This window comes from Okeania sp. SIO2C9, from assembly GCF_010672455.1.
In the GTDB taxonomy this organism is placed as follows: Bacteria; Cyanobacteriota; Cyanobacteriia; order Cyanobacteriales; family Microcoleaceae; genus Okeania.
In genome coordinates, this window is sequence record NZ_JAAHGO010000018.1 from 86,216 (window position 1) to 107,391 (window position 21,176).

General features: G+C 40.3%; 11 protein-coding genes. 6 read left to right on the forward strand and 5 right to left on the reverse strand.

Annotation, left to right across the window (positions count from 1 at the left end; all coding sequences use genetic code 11):
* Nucleotides 1-191: 191 nt before the first annotated feature.
* On the reverse strand, nt 192-4,226 hold the full coding sequence (locus F6K23_RS16615) for an FG-GAP-like repeat-containing protein (protein WP_293157578.1): 4,035 nt from the start codon (nt 4,224-4,226) through the stop codon (nt 192-194).
* A gap of 141 nt (nt 4,227-4,367) precedes the next feature.
* Nucleotides 4,368-5,186 (reverse strand): calcium-binding protein, encoded by an 819-nt coding sequence (locus tag F6K23_RS16620; RefSeq protein ID WP_293157581.1) that lies wholly within the window; start codon nt 5,184-5,186, stop codon nt 4,368-4,370.
* Between the two features lie 708 nt (nt 5,187-5,894).
* On the opposite strand from F6K23_RS16620, the gene F6K23_RS16625 reads away from it, so the two are divergent.
* The 4 genes from F6K23_RS16625 to F6K23_RS16640 all read left to right on the forward strand — a co-directional run bounded on the left by F6K23_RS16625 (nt 5,895) and on the right by F6K23_RS16640 (nt 11,076).
* Nucleotides 5,895-7,070, forward strand: coding sequence for a low temperature requirement protein A (locus F6K23_RS16625; protein ID WP_293157584.1), 1,176 nt, complete (start codon nt 5,895-5,897; stop codon nt 7,068-7,070).
* A gap of 789 nt (nt 7,071-7,859) precedes the next feature.
* Nucleotides 7,860-8,618: a hypothetical protein gene (locus F6K23_RS16630; RefSeq protein ID WP_293157587.1), complete on the forward strand. Its 759-nt coding sequence runs from the start codon at nt 7,860-7,862 to the stop codon at nt 8,616-8,618.
* Between the two features lie 379 nt (nt 8,619-8,997).
* A complete protein-coding gene (locus F6K23_RS16635; protein ID WP_293157589.1) occupies nt 8,998-9,288 on the forward strand; it encodes a glutaredoxin family protein in 291 nt (96 codons plus the stop codon).
* A gap of 288 nt (nt 9,289-9,576) precedes the next feature.
* Entirely contained in the window at nt 9,577-11,076 is a 1,500-nt protein-coding gene (locus F6K23_RS16640; RefSeq protein ID WP_293157592.1) for a UDP-N-acetylmuramoyl-L-alanyl-D-glutamate--2,6-diaminopimelate ligase, read from the forward strand.
* 525 nt (nt 11,077-11,601) lie between these two features.
* Here F6K23_RS16640 and F6K23_RS16645 read toward each other — a convergent pair.
* Together F6K23_RS16645 and F6K23_RS16650 are read right to left on the reverse strand one after the other, a co-directional pair.
* Nucleotides 11,602-15,726, reverse strand: a complete 4,125-nt coding sequence (locus F6K23_RS16645) for a HEAT repeat domain-containing protein (RefSeq protein WP_293157595.1) — start codon at nt 15,724-15,726, stop codon at nt 11,602-11,604.
* An 861-nt stretch (nt 15,727-16,587) separates the two neighbouring features.
* A complete protein-coding gene (locus F6K23_RS16650) occupies nt 16,588-17,643 on the reverse strand; it encodes a glucokinase (RefSeq protein ID WP_293157598.1) in 1,056 nt (351 codons plus the stop codon).
* Nucleotides 17,644-18,236: 593 nt separating this feature from the next.
* Between F6K23_RS16650 and F6K23_RS16655 the strand changes: the two genes are divergently transcribed.
* Entirely contained in the window at nt 18,237-18,470 is a 234-nt protein-coding gene (locus F6K23_RS16655) for a hypothetical protein (RefSeq protein ID WP_293157600.1), read from the forward strand.
* 151 nt (nt 18,471-18,621) lie between these two features.
* Here F6K23_RS16655 and F6K23_RS16660 read toward each other — a convergent pair whose 3' ends face one another.
* A complete protein-coding gene (locus F6K23_RS16660; RefSeq protein ID WP_293157602.1) occupies nt 18,622-20,343 on the reverse strand; it encodes a diflavin flavoprotein in 1,722 nt (573 codons plus the stop codon).
* A gap of 29 nt (nt 20,344-20,372) precedes the next feature.
* Between F6K23_RS16660 and F6K23_RS16665 the strand changes: the two genes are divergently transcribed.
* The gene (locus tag F6K23_RS16665; RefSeq protein WP_293157605.1) at nt 20,373-20,507 is read left to right on the forward strand and encodes a hypothetical protein; all 135 of its coding nucleotides are present in this window, start codon (nt 20,373-20,375) and stop codon (nt 20,505-20,507) included.
* The last annotated feature ends 669 nt before the right edge of the window (nt 20,508-21,176 follow it).

The window sequence follows — 21,176 nt, forward strand, 5'->3', positions numbered from 1 at the left end:
AAAATTTTCATCTCTTTGTCAATCCTCTTCTTTTCAAGGAGAGGTAATTATTCATTATTCATTATTCATTATTAATTGTTGAACCATACTCGCTACTATAGTCTACAGTATACTTTTATGAAAACCGCTATCAACTAATGATTTGGCAATTACTGAAACAGTTGACTTTGCCTAATACAAAGAGCGATCGCCTATCTGATGAAGAAATCTTCTGCTTCTAAGAGTGCAGCATTTGTCAAAGTAACAAATTGACCGCCATCACCGAAACCATCTTCACTACCATTAGGGTTGTAGAACAAATTACCATTTTCACTGTTGTAAACAATTACTCCATCAGAAGTTTCTGCCAACTCGTCATCAGTAACAGTAACAAACTCACCCGTAATACTGAAACCTACTCCCGACTCACTATTAATAGCAGTGAAAGTTTTGCGGTCTAAGATAATAATATCTCCCTGTGTAGTCGAAAAATCAGTAATTGCGTCTACTCCTAAATCTTCCAGTTGAAATGGCTCATTAGTGTTAAAGATAAAGCGGTCAATACTGCCGCCACCTGTGAGGGTATCATTACCGCTACCACCATTGAGACGATCGCGACCAATACCTCCTTCTAAAGTATCGTTACCAGAACCACCTAACAAGATATCGTTACCGGAGCGACCAATTAAAGAGTCATTACCAGATGTACCAAATAGGCGATCGCTACCTTGACCACCGTTGAGAGTATCGTTACCGCTACCACCATTGAGAGTATCATTACCGATACCACTAATTAATGAATCATTGCCACTGTCACCATTGAGAATATCGCTACCTCTTTGCCCACTGAGGGTATCGTTACCGCTGCCACCATTGAGAGTGTCTTGACCACCTCCGGCAATTAATGAATCATTGCCATTGCTACCATTAAGAGTATCGTTACCACTACCACCATTGAGGGTCTGATCTTCTGGTGGTTCTGTTGGTGCTGGTGGTTCTGTTGGTGTGGGTGCTGGTGTTTCTGTTGGTTCTGGTGTGGGAGTTGGTGTGGGTGCTGGTGCTGGTGTTGGTTCTGGTGTTGGGGTTGGTGGTTCTGTTGGTTCTGGTGTGGGAGTTGGTGGTTCTGTTGGTTCTGGTGTGGGAGTTGGTGGGTCTGTTGGTTCTGGTGTGGGAGTTGGTGTGGGTGCTGGTGGTTCTGGTGTGGGAGTTGGTGTGGGTGCTGGTGGTTCTGTTGGTTCTGGTGTGGGAGTTGGTGTGGGTGCTGGTGGTTCTGGTGTGGGAGTTGGTGGGTCTGTTGGTTCTGGTGTGGGAGTTGGTGTGGGTGCTGGTGGTTCTGTTGGTTCTGGTGTGGGAGTTGGTGGGTCTGTTGGTTCTGGTGTGGGAGTTGGTGGGTCTGTTGGTTCTGGTGTGGGTGCTGGTGGTTCTGTTGGTTCTGGTGTGGGAGTTGGTGGTTCTGTTGGTTCTGGTGTGGGAGTTGGTGGTTCTGTTGGTTCTGGTGTGGGAGTTGGTGGTTCTGCTGGTGCTGGTGTGGGAGTTGGTACTGGTGTGGGAGTTGGTGGGTCTGTTGGTACTGGTGTGGGAGTTGGTGGTTCTGTTGGTACTGGTGTGGAAGTTGGTGGGTCTGTTGGTTCTGGTGTTGGGGTTGGTACTGGTGTGGGAGTTGGTGGTTCTGTTGGTTCTGGTGTGGGTGCTGGTGGTTCTGTTGGTTCTGGTGTGGGTACTGGTGGTTCTGTTGGTTCTGGTGTGGGTGCTGGAGTTGGTGCTGGTGGTTCTGTGGGTGCTGGGGTGGGTGCTGGTGGTTCTGTGGGTGCTGGGGTGGGTGCTGGGGTGGGTGCTGGTGTTGGTTGTGGTTGTGGTTGTGGATTAATAATAGGATTCGCTGGTGTAATGTTTTCCCAATACAAAAAGCTACCATCTCTTGTACCTGTGACTAAATCATCGTCACCATCCCCGTCTACATCTCCTAAAGTTAAAGTGGTGCGTTCGATAAAATTACTAGGATCGACATCAATATCTTCCCCAAAAGGATGATCTGAACCAGTTAACTGCGTCCATAGATCGAAACCATCATTACGATAGGCTAATATTTCTCCATTATCATTGCCTGCGAGTAAATCTAAATCTCCATCGCCATCGAAGTCTATGATAGCTGGACTAATGTGGTTACCTAAATTCTGATCCGGATTGAGAGATTGAAAAGGATTATTTTCATCAGATACTTCTTGTAAAATGCCATTTTGATTGACAAATAAACGCAGATATCTGATTTCATTGCCTGTAACCAGGTCTATATCTCCATCTTGATCCCAATCTGTAGCGGTAACTAAACTATAGGATGGGGTAAAACTTTCCACTTTTATCGGGTTGGATTCATCAGTAAGTTTTGTATATTCCCCGTTGTCATTCTGCCAATAATCGTAGCCCAGACTGTCGCGATCGCCACCAACAATATCTTGATCTCCATCTCCATCAAAATCAGCAATGGCAAAACTAGAATAAGTACCTAAAGTACCACCTACTTGAATATTATCGAAGGGATTATCATTGCCAATTTGTTGGTTAAAAGTACCATTATCATTACGGAAATAAACTGCTTTGCCATCTTGATTGCCTGAAACTAAATCAAGATCGCTATCATCATCTACATCGACTAAAATAGGGGTAGAAAAATCTGTACTGCCATTAGTTGTACCTGCATCTAGGCCAGCAAAAGGATTATTACTTTCTGGTTGTCGAACAAATAATCGGGGAACAATAGTTACATTGACCGTAGCTGTTGTCAGATTTCCAGTATCATCACTGACTGTATAGGTGAATGAATCCTCAATTTTTTCAATAATCCCGCTAAGTGGAGTATAAGTTAATTGATCGTCTTGTAAGTCATCAGGAGTATCATTATTGTTAAGAGTGATCGTTCCTCCAAAAATACTATTAGTATCAAAGTTAGTAATAGTTAGGGGTTGAAAATTCGGTTCAGAATCATTCAACAGAACATCAATACTTTTACTATCATCTGCAAAGACATCTATGTTATCATTTTCTGGGTTTGGTGGCTCATCAAAATCAATTTCTATCTCTACTGTTCCAGTAGCTTCATTTCCTGCGGTATCTTCAACAGTATAGGTAAAACTATCGTTGGTATCTGCAGTAATTCCTGGTGGACTGGTGTAAATTAACCGATCGTCACTAGGATCGTTAGGTGTACTATTATTGTCTAAACTGACTGTCGCACCTTGAGCTGTTATTGTCTCAAAATTAGTTATTTCTAAGTTCTCTCCATCCCATTCCCAGTCATTTGTTAAAACATCAATAGTTTCAGATGTATCACTTAAAACTTGAGCGCGATCGCCAATTACGAAAGGTATTTTATTATCGTCAATTTTGAGATTTTCATAATATATTGCTTTGCCATCCTCATCCAGAAATAAGGCATCAATATCTCGATCTCGATCTACATCATAAAAAGAAACATTAAGGTTTGTAGCATCTAAATTACCATAGGGATTATTATCGCCAAATTGTTCTATATAAGCACCATTTTGATTGATATAGAAAGAAAAATTGCCAAAACTATCCTCTACTATAACATCAAAATCACCGTCATTATCATCATCTACACTATGAATATTTTCTAAATTATCCAAAGGAATACCAAAGAAAATATCACCTAAGAATGAGGAAAAATTGCCTCCATCATTTTGATAAATCTGAATTTCTTCTGTTGCTAAATTTTCAAAGACGATATCAAGATCGTTATCAAAATCTACATCAATAGCTGCGTGAAAATGAAAATCCGAACTCAGGTCTAAATCATCAAAAGGAACATTGACTCGTTCATAAACTCCATTATCATTTAACTTAAAATAATCAACTTGGGGGTCTGCATTAGATAGGAAACCACCATTGAAATAACTCCAAATAAGTTCGTCGCTGCCATCTCCATCAAAATCTGCTGTAGTAGCTTCTCCACTGAACCAACCCTTCGGTATACTAAAAATAGGATTACTAGATAAGTTATCTGATAAGAATTGATATTGTCCTGAATCAAAAAAATAAAACTCAGTATCTACGGCGTAAATAAAACTAACCTGAAAATTAGGGAAAATAATTTTCTGGCCATTAATAAATAATCCTGGTTGACCATTAATTGAGAGTAAATAAGGTGTAGCTAAAATTGTCCCATTAAAACGGTTTGGACCATCTACATTAGTAAAAGGTGTGTTACTAGGATTTTGGAGTTCAAACATAGTTATTTTTCCCTGATATACACTTAGTAGTTATGTTGACACTATATAAATTTTTCTCTTATTGACTAAAGATACTCCCGTTAAATTTAAGATTCTAACTAGAGCATACTTGTAGTTTTAGATTTACCCGCTCAATTAGTTTTAACCTCTGAGTAAGAAATCTCCTGCTTCTAACGGTGAAGTGTTTATCAAAGTGGCAAATTGACCTCCATCGCCAAAACCAGTTTCACTACCATTAGGGTTGTAGAACAAATTACCGTTTTCACTGTTATAGACAATGACTCCATCAGCAGTTTCTGCCAGTTCGTCATCAGTAACTGTAGCCAACTCACTCGCAATGCTGAAACCTACTCCCGATTCACTATTAATAGCAGTGAAAGTTTTGCGGTCTAGGATAATAATGTCTCCCTGTGCTTGAGAAAAGTCAGTAATTGCGTCTACACCCAAATCTTCCAGTTGAAATGGCTCATTAGTGTTAAAGATAAAGCGGTCAATACTGCCGCCACCTGTGAGGGTATCATTACCGCTACCACCATTGAGACGATCGCGACCAATACCTCCTTCTAAAGTATCGTTACCAGAACCACCTAACAAGATATCGTTACCGGAGCGACCAATTAAAGAGTCATTACCAGATGTACCAAATAGGCGATCACTACCTTGACCACCGTTGAGAGTATCGTTACCGCTACCACCATTGAGAGTATCGTTGCCATTGCTACCATTGAGAGTGTCTTGACCACCTCCACCAATTAATGAATCATTGCCATTGCTACCATTAAGAGTATCGTTACCACTACCACCATTGAGGGTCTGATCTTCTGGTGGTTCTGTTGGTGCTGGAGTGGGAGCTGGCGGTTCTGTTGGTGCTGGTGTAGGAGTAACGTTACCGGGATTAGTGGTACTTTGCAAACTCAGACCATAATCACCTGTATCGCTACCAAAATCATCTGTAATCAAAGCGGTATAGTTACCAGTCTGTTCTAGAGAAATTTGAAATATTGCTACATCCTCATTTACAGGAAAGATAGTACCATCAGGGTTAATAATTTCTACTTCTGGATTTAAACTAAATGAGTTCCCCAGTAAGTTGAAGATGATCTGTTCTCCTGCAGTAGCGTTAAAATGATAGCTATCAATTTCGTCACTGACAGATATGCTTCCAGATGTGGAATTACCAAAGTTTAGTAGAGTCGAGTTTTCTGGGTTAGTGATATTCTGAGCAAATAAAGCATAATTACCAACACTAGAAGTACTTGTACTTTTAACTACTAATGTATGTGTACCATCTGTGTCTAATATTGGGTTTAGTTCAAATTCTATAGACCTACCTTCTTCTATGAGAGTAGTGCCGCTACGCGGAAGTTAAAAGTCAAAATTCATGCATCGAGTGCTAATTGGCGAGGTGTCCTACGGGGTGTATAAAGTGCGGAAGTAATTCCGCACACAGCCCCTCCAGAATGTAAGACGCACATCTGACAGTCAATCATTTTTGATTTGTAATTGTTTTGGGATTTTGTAACTGGTCAGTTATTTCCGCCATCCTGCACTAGATGGTGGGTCATTCAGACAAGATCTAAAACTTATAAAGGCTGTCAATAGATGCTAACCCACATGATAATATTTCTAAATAAATTATAATAACCAATTGATTTTAAATATTTAACTATGACTAAAGCTATTTTTCAGCCTCCAAGGTTGCGCAGAGAAGAGCTTGAAGAAGGTGAACGTCGGGCAACTTGGTTAGAATTATTTTTTGACCTTGTTTTTGTAGTGGCGATCGCTCAATTAGCTCATAATTTGCATGAAGATTATTCCATTGTTGGTTTAGCAAAACTTGCGGTTCTGTTTATTCCTGTTTGGTGGTGTTGGATAGGAGCAACTTTTTATGACACTCGCTTTGATAATGATGGCTTAGTAGATCGTCTCATCACTTTAGTCCAAATGGCAATCGTTGCTATGATGGCAGCTAATATACATCATGCTTTAGACTCTTCTGCTATTGGTTTTGCTCTTAGTTATATAGCATTTAGGAGTGTTTTAATCTGTCAATATCTCCATGCAGGATATCATGTTCCAGAAGCAAGAGGATTAACTAATTGGTATTCTCTGGGATTTAGTAGCAGTATTGTTTTATGGTTGATTTCGCTGTTTATTCCCACTCCTTGGCGTTTTTTATGTTGGGGTGTAGGTTTAGTAATCGATTTTGCTACTCCTTTAACAGCAGGAAAAAAAGTTGTACAAGTCCCCCCAGATTTATCCCATACTACGGAAAGAATTGGCTTATTTACTATTATTGTTTTGGGAGAATCTATCGTAGCAGTAGTTGGTGGAGTCTCAGGAATAGAATGGAATTTATCTTCTATTATTGTTGCTTTACTAGGTTTATCTATTACTTTTAGTTTTTGGTGGATGTACTTTGATACTATAGATAATTCTCCTTTATATGCCATGAAACAAGGCAAAATGAATATTGCTCTTACTTGGCTTTATTCTCATTTGCCTTTAACTATTGGTTTAACAGCTACAGGAGTTGGTGTGGAAAAAATGATTCACGGTCTAGCTCACGATCCTGTAAATATGGAAAAAACTTTATTTTGCCTTTCTGTAGCTTTATGTATGTTAATTCTAGCGGGAATTCATTGGACAAGTTGCAATATCGGACAAACTAAATGTACAAGAATTTTGAGTTTTTACCGCCTTGGAGGAGCAGCATTTATTATTGTTATTGCTACTTCTGCTAATTTACTTTCATCTTTAACTATCATTATTTTAGTTGCTTTTGCCTCTATAATTCAAGTTGTTTTTGATATTTTCAATACTTACGTTGAACCAAATAATTAAACGGTTTGAGTTAAGTTGAGTTGTTTTTCTTAAGTTTAGCATAAATTAATTAGCTATATCAGACCAAATCTCAAAAGTTTTGCTATATATCTTTAAATGAAGTGTTGACCAAACCACCTTATATATAGTCCCAATTTCTGTAATTATAGCAGTGGAAGAAAAGGGCGCGGACATATCAAAAGCTTAAAACTCAGACAACACCAGATTTTTCCTTCTCTCCTAGATAACTAAGGGTACATCTCAATTTTGCAGAAAGCCAAAAATTTATCGCTTTTAGCCAACAGCTCCGGAAGGCAACAGGCAACAGGGAATAGGGAATAGGGAATATATAGGAAAAAAGTATTTTTGCAAATATGAGATGCACCCATAACTAAAGCCTTCTTTCTTTTTACTTCTGATATATCTCAGATTATAAAACCACAACAAACAGATAAGTTCCTGATTAAAGTGATGTATATATAATACTCTATTTATGGGTAAGAATAGCTTATGCAAAACGGGAAGGTTACAGGAAAGTTAGGCTATCATATTGGAGTAAAGCTTAAGATACCTTTTAATAGATGGTAATTCATATATTGAAAATTATCAAATTTATTTAAATCCATTAATTGGTATAATCTAATGATAGTATTAATATTTTTCAACTCTTGAAATAATATTAATTTATGAAAATCATCTGTTTTGAAAAAAGGGAAATAGTATAGTTAATTAACTATGTTTGATATAATTTCTGTTAAACTAGGAATAAATACTCATAAAAATTGTAATTAAATTATATTAACGAGAATTATGATGAATCAAAAATTAAATCTGGTGTTATTTTTCTTAGCATTAACAATAATGACACCTTTGCATTTACCAAGAGTAATAGCACAAACTATTCAAGTACAAAATCACTCAAAAAAAGACAATCAACCTCCAGTACCTGATAAATATGCTACTAGCAGAAAATGGGAAAAAGCTTTTGAAGACGTATTTAATCAATCAGATGAAGACCCACCAGTAAAGATGAAAGATGGTACTAGCAGAGGTGATGACTTATGTTTAGTTTCTCCTGGTCTAATAGAGGTAGAAGGAAAAATTTGGAATACTCGTCCTATATTTATTTGGCAAGGACAATTAAGCAGAATTGAGATTCGTCCCTCTAATAGCTATCAGGTTTTGTGGACTTTTGATATTCAAGATGATGAAGAAATAGTTGATTATACTGGGGAAGAATTAGAACCTGGTAATACTTATTATTGGAGAATATTTGATTCAACTTCTAGTGCAGATTCTTTAGTTGGTATACAACGAAGAACTTTTGAAATTATTGATTTAGAAAAACATGAAGCTATTACTCAAGATTTAGCCAAACTCGATCAAGATTTAAACAAACAAGGAGCTACAGAAGAAGCGATCGCTCTAGCTAGAGTTAAATTTTTTGCTGAACGTAATTTATGGTCTGACGCTTTATCAGAAGTATTTAAAGTTAAGAAACCTTCTATGGAATTACAAGATTTTCGTAGCAATATTTTGCAGCGTTTGTGTCAAGGGGATCAAAATTAAATCCATTGAAGAAGGAAGAAGGAAGAAGGAAAAATCTTGTTTTATCTGAGTTTTAAGCTTTACTTCCCTACTCCCCTACTCCTAATGGGACTTACCCACGCAGATCAAATTATACATCACCTGTAGGGGCGAACGGCCGTTCGCCCCTACAGATGGTGGTTTAAAAGTCAATTTGCGTAAGTCCTGATATATAGCAATTTGCGCTGGCATATTTACAAATTACAAGAACTGTCCAATAGCTAAAAGCCTTATATTATCAGTTTTTTATTTCCCCAGATGAGCTGTTGCTTTCCGGAGCTGTTGCCTGCGCACAGCACTATATATACTTTTGAAACCCAGGCACTCTAAAATGAGTAAACTGAAGAATTTAATCTAAACCATGAACCTAATTTTATACAGTAAACCAGGTTGCCATCTTTGCGAAGGACTCCAAGAAAAACTTGAAGAAATACTGAAAGACCCTGAAAACCCCTGTAAATTCGACTTAGAGATTAGAGACATTACCACCCGTGATGATTGGTTTCAAGCATATCAATATGAAGTACCCGTTCTTTCCTTCTGTGAAACGGATACCACAACTGAACAATTCATACCACGTCCCTCTCCCAGAATGTCAGTGAGAAAATTGCAGCAAATGTTACAAAAATATTTTTCAACAATTAATAATTAATAATTAATTATTAATTATTAATTATTACCTCTTCTTTTCAAGGAGAGGATTGACTAAAAGGAAAATTTTTTCTTCTCTTGGTCAATTGGATATGGCGAGAAGGCCTCGCCATCCCACCCTACGGGAAAGCTGCGCTTTACATGTTGCGAAGCAAAACGACCGCTTTTTTCTCCTTTAAAGGAGAAGCTTTAAACCTTAATTATTCGGTAAACTTGTAGTAAGGATAACCAAAAAATCCTGTTGGTAAAAAGTCCTAAACTTTAGCAAAAAACTATAGGAATTCCTAACATGAAATTGAGAGAATTATTAACAAAAGTTCCCAGTATTTCCCTTGCCAATAATCATCCTGCATTAGAGACAGAAATCACAGGTTTAGCCACAAATTCTCATGCTTGTCAGACAGGGGATTTATTTTTAGGAATGCCAGGTACACGTGTCGATGGAGGAGAATTTTGGGGCAGCGCGATCGCTAATGGTGCAGTGGCAGCTCTAGTTTCTCAACAAGCAGCTCAAAAACATCAGGCAAAAAATGAATGTGTTATCCCAGTTGCTGACATGATTCAAACTTGTCCGGAAGTTGCTACAGCATTCTACGACTATCCTGGGCAAAAAATGAAGATGGTAGGTATTACTGGTACCAACGGCAAAACAACCACGACCCACTTAGTGGAATTTCTCCTCAATAACGCTCAATTACCAACTGCTTTATTCGGCACCCTCTACGCTCGTTGGCCTGGTTTTGAGGAAACAGCAGCTTACACCACACCTTTTCCAGTGGAATTGCAAAAACAACTGGCGCAAGCAGTAGCAGCAGGTAGCAAATATGGAGTTATGGAAGTTAGTTCCCACTCTTTACATCAAAAACGTGTTTGGGGTTGTAGTTTTGAGGTGGCAGTATTTACCAATTTGACTCAAGATCATCTCGACTATCACAAAGATATGGATGATTACTTTGAGGCAAAAGCATTGTTGTTTAGTTCAGACTATCTCAAGGGTCGCGCTATAGTTAATGCTGACGACCCCTACGGTAAAAAGTTAATCGCCAGAATGAAACCGGAGCAAGTTTGGAGTTATAGCACTAGCAATACTTCTGCCGATTTTTGGGCTTCAGATTTGGCATATCAACCTACTGGAGTTAGAGGAATTCTACATACTCCCCAAGGTGAAATTCCTTTTAGTTTGCCGTTGGTAGGGCAGTATAATTTATCTAATATGTTAGCAGCAGTGGGAACAGCTTTACATTTGGGTTTAGATTTGGCAATGGTGGTTGCTCAGTTATCAGAATTTCCTGGCGTTCCTGGTAGGATGGAAAAGGTGCAGGTTCGTAACGAGCAAGATGTCAGCGTCATAGTTGACTATGCTCATACTCCCGATAGTTTAGAGAATTTATTAACAGCAGCACGACCTTTTATTCCCGGTCGCATGATTTGTGTATTTGGTTGTGGAGGCGATCGCGACCGCACTAAGAGGCCAAAAATGGGTAAAATAGCTGCTGAATTATCAGATTTAGCTGTGGTGACATCTGATAACCCCCGCACTGAAGACCCGGAAAAAATATTACAGGATATTTTAGAGGGAATATCTCCAGAAGTTAAGCCTTTAGTAATAGGCGATCGCTCCCAAGCTATTCGCACTGCTATTATGGAAGCAAAACCTGGAGATGGGGTATTAATAGCAGGAAAAGGTCATGAAGATTATCAAATTTTGGGAACAGAAAAAATCCATTTTGATGACCGGGAGCAAGCAAGGGATGCTTTGAATGATAAGTATGGTTTGAGTCAAAAGTGAAAGTAGACCGGGGTTGGGTTTTGCGCTTCGCCTGTTTGGTTCTGGTCAAGCCCCCGCGCATCCCCCAAAATTGGGGGACTTTGAGAAGCAAATTGACTCTTGTTCCCCCCAGAATTGGGGGGCTAGGGGGGCAAAATTTGGTTCCGGTCAAGCCCCCGCGCATCCCCCAAAATTGGGGGACTTTGAGAAGCAAATTGACTCTTGTTCCCCCCAGAATTGGGGGGCTAGGGGGCAAAATTCAGTATTAAACAACTTTTCAAATATCCTCTTAACTCAACAGATTATACTTGCTGCTTATAATATTAGACATCTCTAGAAAATATGAATGCGCGATTGTTTGGTTCCGGTCAAGCCCCCGCGCATCCCCCAAAATTGGGGGACTTTGAGAAGCAAATTGACTCTTGTTCCCCCCAGAATTGGGGGGCTAGGGGGGCAAAATCACGAAAAATATCTAATTATACACAATCTGTAGGGACGATTTCCTAACGGAATGCTCCGCAAACGCGAATCGCCCCTACATAGTTACTAGCTTCGTTTGGATCTAATCTCATTAATTGTTATATTTGCTTCAGAACCACCAAAAACATTAATTTGGCTAATATTATCACCATCAGCACTATAAACATCTCGCCCCGCTGAAATATTCTCCTGAACTTCTGACTTAACCTCCTCCCACCCACCATCCGGTAAACCTTTACCCCCACACAATAACGCTACCGGAAAGTCTTCTGTCTGAGAAAAATCAAAAATAGGAGTTTGCTTTCTCCCTAATTGTTTAGCGCTTTCAGGAACAGTCTTTCCCACATAATTCATTAAATTGGAAACCGTGACAAATTTATCTCCTGGTTTATTGCCACCACCATGTAATGCTTCCAGAAAATGGTCTGTGTAGATACTCATTTTTCCATCGGAGCGTATCCATGATGACTCCTCTCCTGTGGATGAGGTAAAAACTGCTCGCCCTGTTCCTTTTCTTAAGTCTTCTATTAAGTTTTTCGGGAGGGCGGTTTGACTGAAGTTTTCCGGTAATTCTAGTTCGTCTGTTTCTTTGGCAGTTGCCATTCCTTGGGCGTGACAACTATCTATAATTACTAATAGTTTTTGGGCGGATATTTGCTGGATTGCGTTGTTAAATTCTGTTGCTGGTAATGCTGTTTTTTGTGGTTTTACCGGACTGGTGTCGTGAGGGATTAAATAATAGTTTTGGGTTGATTTATCTAGCCAACCATGACCGGAATAATAGACTAACATTGTTGCTTCTGGGTCATTTTTTGCTTGTTGTTGGAGCCAGTTTAAATTGTCTAAAATATTTTGTTTTGTTGCTTGTTCATTGCAGAGTACCCGGAGATAATTTTCATTGTCAATGTAACCACATAAGTCGGGGTTTATGAGGAATGATTTGATGGCTTGAACGTCTTTGAGTGTGGTGGGGAGTGACCAGTTGGGGTATTTGCAGTCGCCGACTCCTATTAGTAGGGCGTAGTTGTGAGAAAGTGTGTTAGACATGGGTATTTTGGGGGTTGGTTTGTAGTATTGAAGGCGTTGTTGGATGGCTTGGATGGCGTCGATAGTTTCATATAAACTTAGTTTAACAAAACTATCTTTGCCTAGTTTTTTAGTTAATTCAATAATTGATTTTTCCGAGCCAATGTTACCTATACTAAATGCTGCTCTTTCACGCAGATCATAATCAGATTCTGAGTTTTCTATAAGCCTAATTAATTCAGGAATAGCAGTTTCTGAGCCAATTTTACATAGAGCAGATACTGCTATCCTGCACACATCAGACTCTGGTTTTTCCAGGAGTTTAATTAATGCTGGGATAGCAGTTTTTGATCCAATTTCACCCATAAGATATGTTGCTTTTTCACGTATATTAGAGTCAGAGTATTTTAGAAGTTTAATTAATTCGGAAATTGCAGTTTCTGAGCCAATTTTAACTATCGCCAATTCTGCACTATTACGCAGATTAGAGTCAGAGTCTTTTAGGAGTTTAATTAATTCGGAAATTGCAGTTTCTGAGCCAATTTTACCTAGAGCATCTGCTGGATTCTTACTCACATCTTTGTTTGAGTCTTCTAGAAGTTTAATTAATCCGGGAGTGGCAGTTTCTGAGCCAATTTTAACTATCGCCAATTCTGCACTATTACGCAGATTAGAGTCAGAGTCTTTTAGGAATTTAATTAATCCGGGAGTGGCAGTTTCTGAGCCAATTTTGCCCAGGGCAAATGCTGCTGCTTCAGGCACATCTTTATTTGAGTTTTCTAGGAGTTTAGTTAATCCGGGAGTGGCAGTTTCTTGGCCATTTGCACCTAGAAAATACGCCATTCTGATATGCCAATCTAGTTTAATTAATTTGGGAATAGCAGTTTCTGAGCCAATTTTGCCCAGGGCAAATGCTGCTACTTCAACCACATCTTTATTTGAGTCTTCTAAGAGTTTAATTAATTTGGGAATAGCAGCGTCCGAGCCTATTTGACCCAGAGCAGCTACTGCTGTTTTACGCACATCTTTGTTTGAGTCTTCTAAGATTTTGATTAATTTGGGAATGGCAGTTTCTGAGCCAATTTTGCCCAGGGCAGACGCTGCGGCTTCACACACATATTTTTCTGAAGATTTTAGGAGTTTAATTAATTTGGGAATGGCAGTTTCTGAGCCAATTTCACCCAGAGCAAATGCTGCTGCTTCACGCACATATTTTTCTGAAGATTTTAGGAGTTTAATTAATTTGGGAATGGCAGTTTCTGAGCCAATTTCACCCAGAGCAAGTGCTGCTGCTTCACGCACAAATTCCTCAGAGTCTTTTAATAATTTAATCAACCCCGAAGTAGCAGTATCCGAGCCAATTTCACCCAGAGCAAATGCTGCTGCTTCACGCACAGATTCCTCAGAGTCTTCTAATAATTTAATCAACCCCGAAGTAGCAGTATCCGAGCCAATTTCACCCAGAGCAAATGCTGCTGCTTCACGCACAGATTCCTCAGAGTCTTCTAATAATTTAATCAACCCCGAAACAGCAGCCTCCAACTTCGTTAACCCTGCCAACTCAACCTTCACCAACACAGGCAACTCCAACCGCTCAACCTCCCCAAACGCCAACTCCTGAAACCTCCTTTGCACCTCTCCCACCAACCTCGCCCCCAAAAACCAATCTACCTCCAACGCCAACCTTACCACCCGCACTGCCAACCCCTCATCCTGCACCAACGCCAACATCAACGCCACAACTTCCGTCCACTTCAAATAATTCAAATAATCCCACTGCAACTCATAGTCACTCAAACCAGACAACTGCCACAACAACCTTTCCGCCGCATAATACTCCTGCAACAATTGATGGCGAAACGAAATCTGACCATCATCTCCCACCTGAATCAAATGATGCTCCAATAAATCTTCCAACCAACGCATCGCACAGTCAGTCGGAGCTACCACCTCCCCTCGCAAAAACTCCGTCAACAGCTCCTCAGCTTTTCGCCGACGAATAGTAACCATAATCTCAGTTTTCCACTCCCCATTGGTCATCACCCACGCCAACTCCTGCAATAACCTATCCCACCAACGTCGAGAACTTTCATCAACGGGAACATCTTGCTTGAGGCGACCACTATAAATCTGAGTAAAACTCCGAAACACCAACCCTAGATTAGCAGGTACTACATTGTTATGAGCAAACACATCACACAACATCCACAAAAACATCGGAGTTTCCCCCAACTCCCGCAACCTCCCCTGCAACTGCTGCCATAATTTTTCACCATCAAAAGGCAAATAAGCACAGACAAACTTCTGCATTTGAGATTCGGTCAGAGATTGCATTTCCAACCTTTTCTCAATGCCCAAATCTCCCCCCAGACTCAAATCTCGCGTCGTAAACACCATCGCAGTTTTGGGGTAGTCTTGCCGAAACATTCTCACCTGTTGTCGTGCCGCTTCCGATGCCATCTCGTTAAACCCATCGAATAAGAGCAAAAGGGGAGTGTGGGGAGTGTGGGAAGTGTGGGGAGTGTGGGAAGTGTGGGAGGTGTGGGAGGTGTGGGGAGTGTGGGAGGTGTGGGGAGTGTGGGAGGTGTGGGGAGTGTGGGAGGTGTGGGGAGTGTGGGAGGTGTGGGAAGTGTGGGAGGTGTGGGGAGTGTGGTTCGTGAAAGATTCATCGATTGGTTCAGCAACGCCCAAAAATTCACCTTGACGGAGCCAAGTTTCTAGAGTTGCTTTATCTATATTTATAGTGGGGTGGTGTTTGTGGATAAATTTTTGGATTCTGTCAAGTATGGAAGATTGACTGTAGCGCAATTCTATGAGAACGGGAATTTGGCCATTTTCTCCAGACCTGACCTTATCTGCTTCCTCTAACAATAATCTGGCCAAAGCAGTAGATTTTCCTGACCCCGGCCGCCCCACCAACAACACATGATTTGGGGCATATTTTCGCAAACCCTCCAAAACCGTCAACCGTTCAATTTTCTTTTCTTGTCTTTCCCTCTGCTTTTCCTCTGACTCAATAGTTTGTACCATTAAACCTAAATCCAACAGTGGGGAAATATTTTGCTGCTGCTGAAAAGACTTTTTTCCTCTCACATCCGTCAGAGTATAAACTTCCCACCATTTGGCATATTCCCGACAAATTGATTCTAGATAGGGTATCCACATAGAATTTAGAATTTAGAATTTAGAATTTAGAATTTAGAATTTAGAATTTTAAATTTAGAAGTAATATCATATCTGGTCGAACAGTTACAATTAGAAGCTCTATTAGAATTTAGAATTATTTGATTATTCTTACTCTTTAATCCACCACCGCAAATTATATCAATAATAAAATTTGGTGAAGTACTAAGTACATTGTAGAGGATATCTAGGGGAGGGCGATCGTTCAAGAATTTAGAATTTAGAATTTAGAATTTAGAATTTAGAATTTAGAATTTTAAATTTAGAAGTAATATCATATCTGGTCGAACAGTTACAATTAGAAGCTCTATTAGAATTTAGAATTATTTGATTATTCTTACTCTTTAATCCACCACCGCAAATTATATCAATAATAAAATTTGGTGAAGTACTAAGTACATTGTAGAGGATATCTAGGGGAGGGCGATCGTTCAAGAATTAAGAATTTAGAATTACCGAAAAAATTTGGGTATGCGCCTCCCCTTTTAAGGGGATAAAAAAAGAGCATATTCCATATTTGAAGCCTCCTTATTGCAGAGATACTGATAACTGATAACTGAAGTGACGCAGGGACTCTACTTATGGCTAGGGCGAATGCCATTCGCCCCTACAGATGATGCTTCAAAGGTAAATTTGCGTAAGTTCTGAACTTCTAAGGTGCAGTACCTACGAATTAATCAGGGTTTTAAGGATTCTCACAGCAGCTCAAATGGTCTTAACATAGGTTTTAAAACTACTGATCGCCCAATTACTTCAATATTTAATCTCCCCTAGTCCCCTACTCCCCCACTCCCCCACTCCCCCACTCCCCCACTCCCTTACTCCCCTACTTAATATCATTCCCTATAAATTAGAAGCACGAATCGCCGCACCAATTAATCCCACTTGAGGATTTAACACAATATGAACGGGTACTTTTTCTAACAATGGTCTCATCCGTCCCTTATGGTGAAAAGCTTCCATAAAAGTACCTGACTTCATCAGTGGCAGAATTTTAGCAGCGATACCTCCCGCTATATATAAACCACCATAAGGTAAAAGCTTCAAGGCTAAATTACCTGCTTCCGCTCCATAAGCTTCCACAAACAGCTCTAAAACTTTCTCGCACAGGCGATCGCTCGACTCCAACGCAGCTTTCCCAATAATTGCACCTGGATCTACTGTAGTTTCACTTGAGCCAATTTCTGTTTCCCACTTTCTTAGTACTTCCGCTATTTCAGGAGATTCAGCAGCAGATTTGCGATCGCGTAAAAATTGATAAATTGCCACAATTCCCATTCCCGAAACTACCCTTTCTACAGACACTCGGTCTATATTATGCTTTGCTAACAAATATTTTAATAGATCAAATTCCAACTCAGAGCGTGGTGCAAAATCTGCATGACCCCCCTCTGTGGGGTAAACTTTAACTGTTCCTGCTCCTCGAATTAAAAAGCATTCCCCTAATCCTGTACCTGCACCAATTACAGCTATTGGAGTATCACCGTGGGGTTCGCCAGTTTGTAAAGTCTCCAAGTCATTGTCAGTTAAGCCCAAAATTCCATAACCCACTGCTTCAAAATCGTTGATCAGGCTAATTTGGGATACCCCTAACTCATTTTCTAGCAGTTTGGCATCCAACATCCAAGGCAGATTCGTCAATTTAACAGTATTGTTGACTATCGGACCTGCGATCGCAAAACAAGCTTTTTCTGGTTGGAATTGCTCACCCAATTTCTCATTTGCTTCTGCCAAGAATTTTTGTACTATAGGTACTAAATCTGGAAAATCGTGACTGGAGTAACGATTCTCATAAAGGCTCTGCAATTCCACGGCAGCCTTTGATTCTTGCCGTTTAGCTTCCACCAATTGTAGTATTGTTTTAGTACCGCCAATGTCACCAGCTAATAGCAATGTCATAGACTATATCCTCCTGAACAACTGTTTAGTTTTTATTATCATATCTTGTTCAGTTATAGTTAGTTAGTAAGTCCCGATCGTATTGGGTTAATTAACGCGCGTCAGAAGTCAGAAGTCAGAAGTCAGAAGTTAACCCACCCCTAGCCCCTCCCCCTCCCCTCCTGGGAGGGGAAGTAGGAGATTTGAGCCCCGCTCCAAAAACCCGATCGCCTTAAAAGGCGGGGTTGCACGACCCATATTATTTTGATAATTATAATAATAAGCATAATAAATATCTGCTATATATGGAATTGTGATTATGATTGCTTCCTACTGCTGTAGAATGTTGTAAGCTCTGGGCTGCAATACCTAATATTTTTCATTTATATCATGTCCGGATAATAGCGTGATCAACAACTTTCTCCTTCTCTTTACTCTTCTTCTTCTTTCTTCCCTCCTTACTCCTGTAGGTCGCCAATCCGATGGCTCCCCTACCTGACTCCTGACTCCTTCGTTGTTTATTTATCACTGTTCAACCGGACATGATATTATTCTTTCTTATCCTAATAAAACCCATTTGAGATCTATTTAAAAAGAGATGGAGAAATAGGGAGGTGGGGAGATGGGGAGTGTGGGGAGTGTGGGAAGTGTGGGTACCCACCCGTGCGCCCCTCCCTGGAGGTGAATGTGGGGTTAGGGGGAGAAAAAGACACCTAGAAACAAAAATCAGAGTGCACAGTTTTAGGTGTGCCACTCCAGTAGCACAATTAAATGTATTTCTAACAGGACTTACGCAAATTGACCTTTACAGCGCTTTTCAAGTTGATGAACCACATCTTCACAAATAATACCTTGTAGGGACGTTCCATGGAACGTCCCTACTGTGGTCTACCCAAATGAAAACCTCAATGTCTCTTTCTGACAATTCTCTACTGATGTAGGGACGCTATATAGTATGTTCCTACTGTATTGTAGGAGAAAGTTTTCAATGACTTTACTTTAATAATGGCTACCTGATTTGCGGAAATGAACTGCTGTTACTCCCTCATTCAAGACCTGACCATTCTCCACCACTGCATAAACTAACCAATGGTCGCCACATTCCATCCGGTTTGCCACCTTGCATTCCAAATAAGCTAGAGCACCTGTCAAAACCGGACAACCATTCTCAGCTTCCTTGGTTTCCACTCCCACAAAACGATCTTCTCCTGGTGCAAAAGACTTCTGAAAATGCTTCCTCAATTGTTTGCCCTCAGCTAATATATTCAACACAAAGCGATCGCCTGTATGAGTCAAAGATTCCAGCGCTCGGTCTTTCGCCACTGCAACAGTTACCCCAGGAGGATTGAAAGTCGCCTGAGAGACCCAAGAAGCTAACATGGCACTGGTGACATCTCCACGTCTGGCAGACATCACACACAAAGACCCCACAACACGCCCCACTGCTTGAGCTGTGCGGTCGCTTCCCGAAGCACTTGCCGAAGGTTTGGGAGCGCGAAGTTTCCGAGACTTAATCAAAGTCTGAGCAAAATCAATAGCTGCTTCCTTACAAGTTTGAAGCGTCAGATCGTCTGGCTTAAACTTCACCCGAATAGTTTCAAAACCAAACTTATAACCCGCATCTTTTAACTTACTTTCCAAAATATCAATGGCCTCACCACTCCAACCAAAGGAGCCAAATACCCCAGTTAATTTACTCTTAGAAGCTGTATTCAGTACAATACCCAAAGCTGTTTGAATTTGAGTTGGTGCGTGACCGCCAAGAGTGGGAGAACCAATAATAAATCCATCACATTTTTCAATTGCGTCCTTGATTTCATCAGACGTGGCAGCTTCACAGTTAATTGATTCTACAGATACTCCTGCTTTAGTTAAACCCTTAGCGATCGCCTGAGCAATAGTTGCAGTATTACCATAAGCTGAAGCATAAAGCAAGGCAACATTCAAATCTCGTGAATTTTGTTCCTGACTCCATTTCCGATATAAACTGGTTAACTCGGTCATTCCGTAGCGTACTATCGGTCCATGACCGGAAGCATAGAATTTTACATTCAACTCAGAAATTTTATCTAGGGTAGAAAGCACTTGTTTTGCCTGAGCGGCGTGGAGACAGTCGTAATAAAAACGTCGGTCTTCGCTGTAGATACTCCATCCTTCATCAGCAACTTGGTCTCCGCAAACGTGAGCGCCGAAAAATTTATCAGTAAACAAAATTTGAGTTTGTGGGTCGTAAGTCATCAAACCATCGGGCCATTTAGGGGTAGGAGTGGTAATAAATTGTAATTGATGACCGTTGCCCAAGTCTAGAGTATCTTCACCTTTAACTATTTGAATTTTCAATTCTTGTTCTTTAAAATAGTCTTTGAGAGTTAAAGCTGCGGGATTTGAACAGACAAAAGTTACTTGAGGTGCGAGGGATAATAAAGCTTTGAGGGTAGTACCACGGTTAGCATTAAAGTGTCCTAGAATTATATAGTCAAGGCGATGCCAATCTAAGCGTATTTGTAATGAGTCTAAGTAATTTTTAGTAAATGATTCACCTGGTGGGTCGATAACGGCAGTTTTTTCAGCTTGGATGAGATAGGAGTTAGCAGTAGTGCCTTTTTGTAGAGAATATTCGACTTCAAATTTTAGTCTATCCCAAGTGCGAGACCGGAGCACTTTTGTTTCTTCAGTAATGATGGCAATTTGAACGTCTTTTTTTTTGGTGGTTTGTAGCATAGTTTAGTTATATTGTCTATACAAAAATAATGTATAATGCTACATTTTATCATGTTCAGGCGATCGCTTTTTTTAAGTCAGGAGTCAGGAGTCAGGAGTCAGGAGTCAGGAGGGAAGAAGAAGAAGTTTCTTACAGCGGTTTTCAGGTCAATGAACCAAAGTAGGGGCGAATGGCATTTGCCCTTATAGGTTTTTGGTGATGACGATGTGGTTTATCAATCTGAAAAGGGCTGTAAGGTATAAGAAGGAGCAAGGTTTTTGATCACTAATTATCCGGATATAATATTACCATACAAAGGTTTTCAGGTCAATAACCACATTAAAAAAAGGTGGTGGTGCATTGTAATGGCAGTGGGAGCATCTTGCTCCCGTACCAAGTATCCCTTGTTCCTTGTATACCATTACTATGCAGGAGTACCTAAAAAAAACATTGACATCCTCCCGACGCTGACCTACACCTGCAGCGCGGGATTCCCATCCATCATTCAAGCATACTAAGCTAAACAAATGACTCAGGGCGGGTTGACACCTCACACCGAAAATGCTGGCTTGCCAGTCTAACGCTTCCTCAGTGTCCATTTAAAGTCTCCGGGTGCCCCTCGGCGACTTGATTTAAAAGTGATAGTAGTCTCAACTTTGGTTTTTGGTTGAGCAACACTTGTATTTTAACATGCTCATCTGTAAAACCGCTCTTATTGATTGGTTTTCATCCCGACGCTCCCCTCCGGGAGAGCGGGGGTCTTCAACCAACGTTGAGATAAACCTGTAGGGACGTTCCATGGAACGTCCCTACCATTGTGGTCTCCTCAAATGAAAAGCGCTGTAAGCTCGGT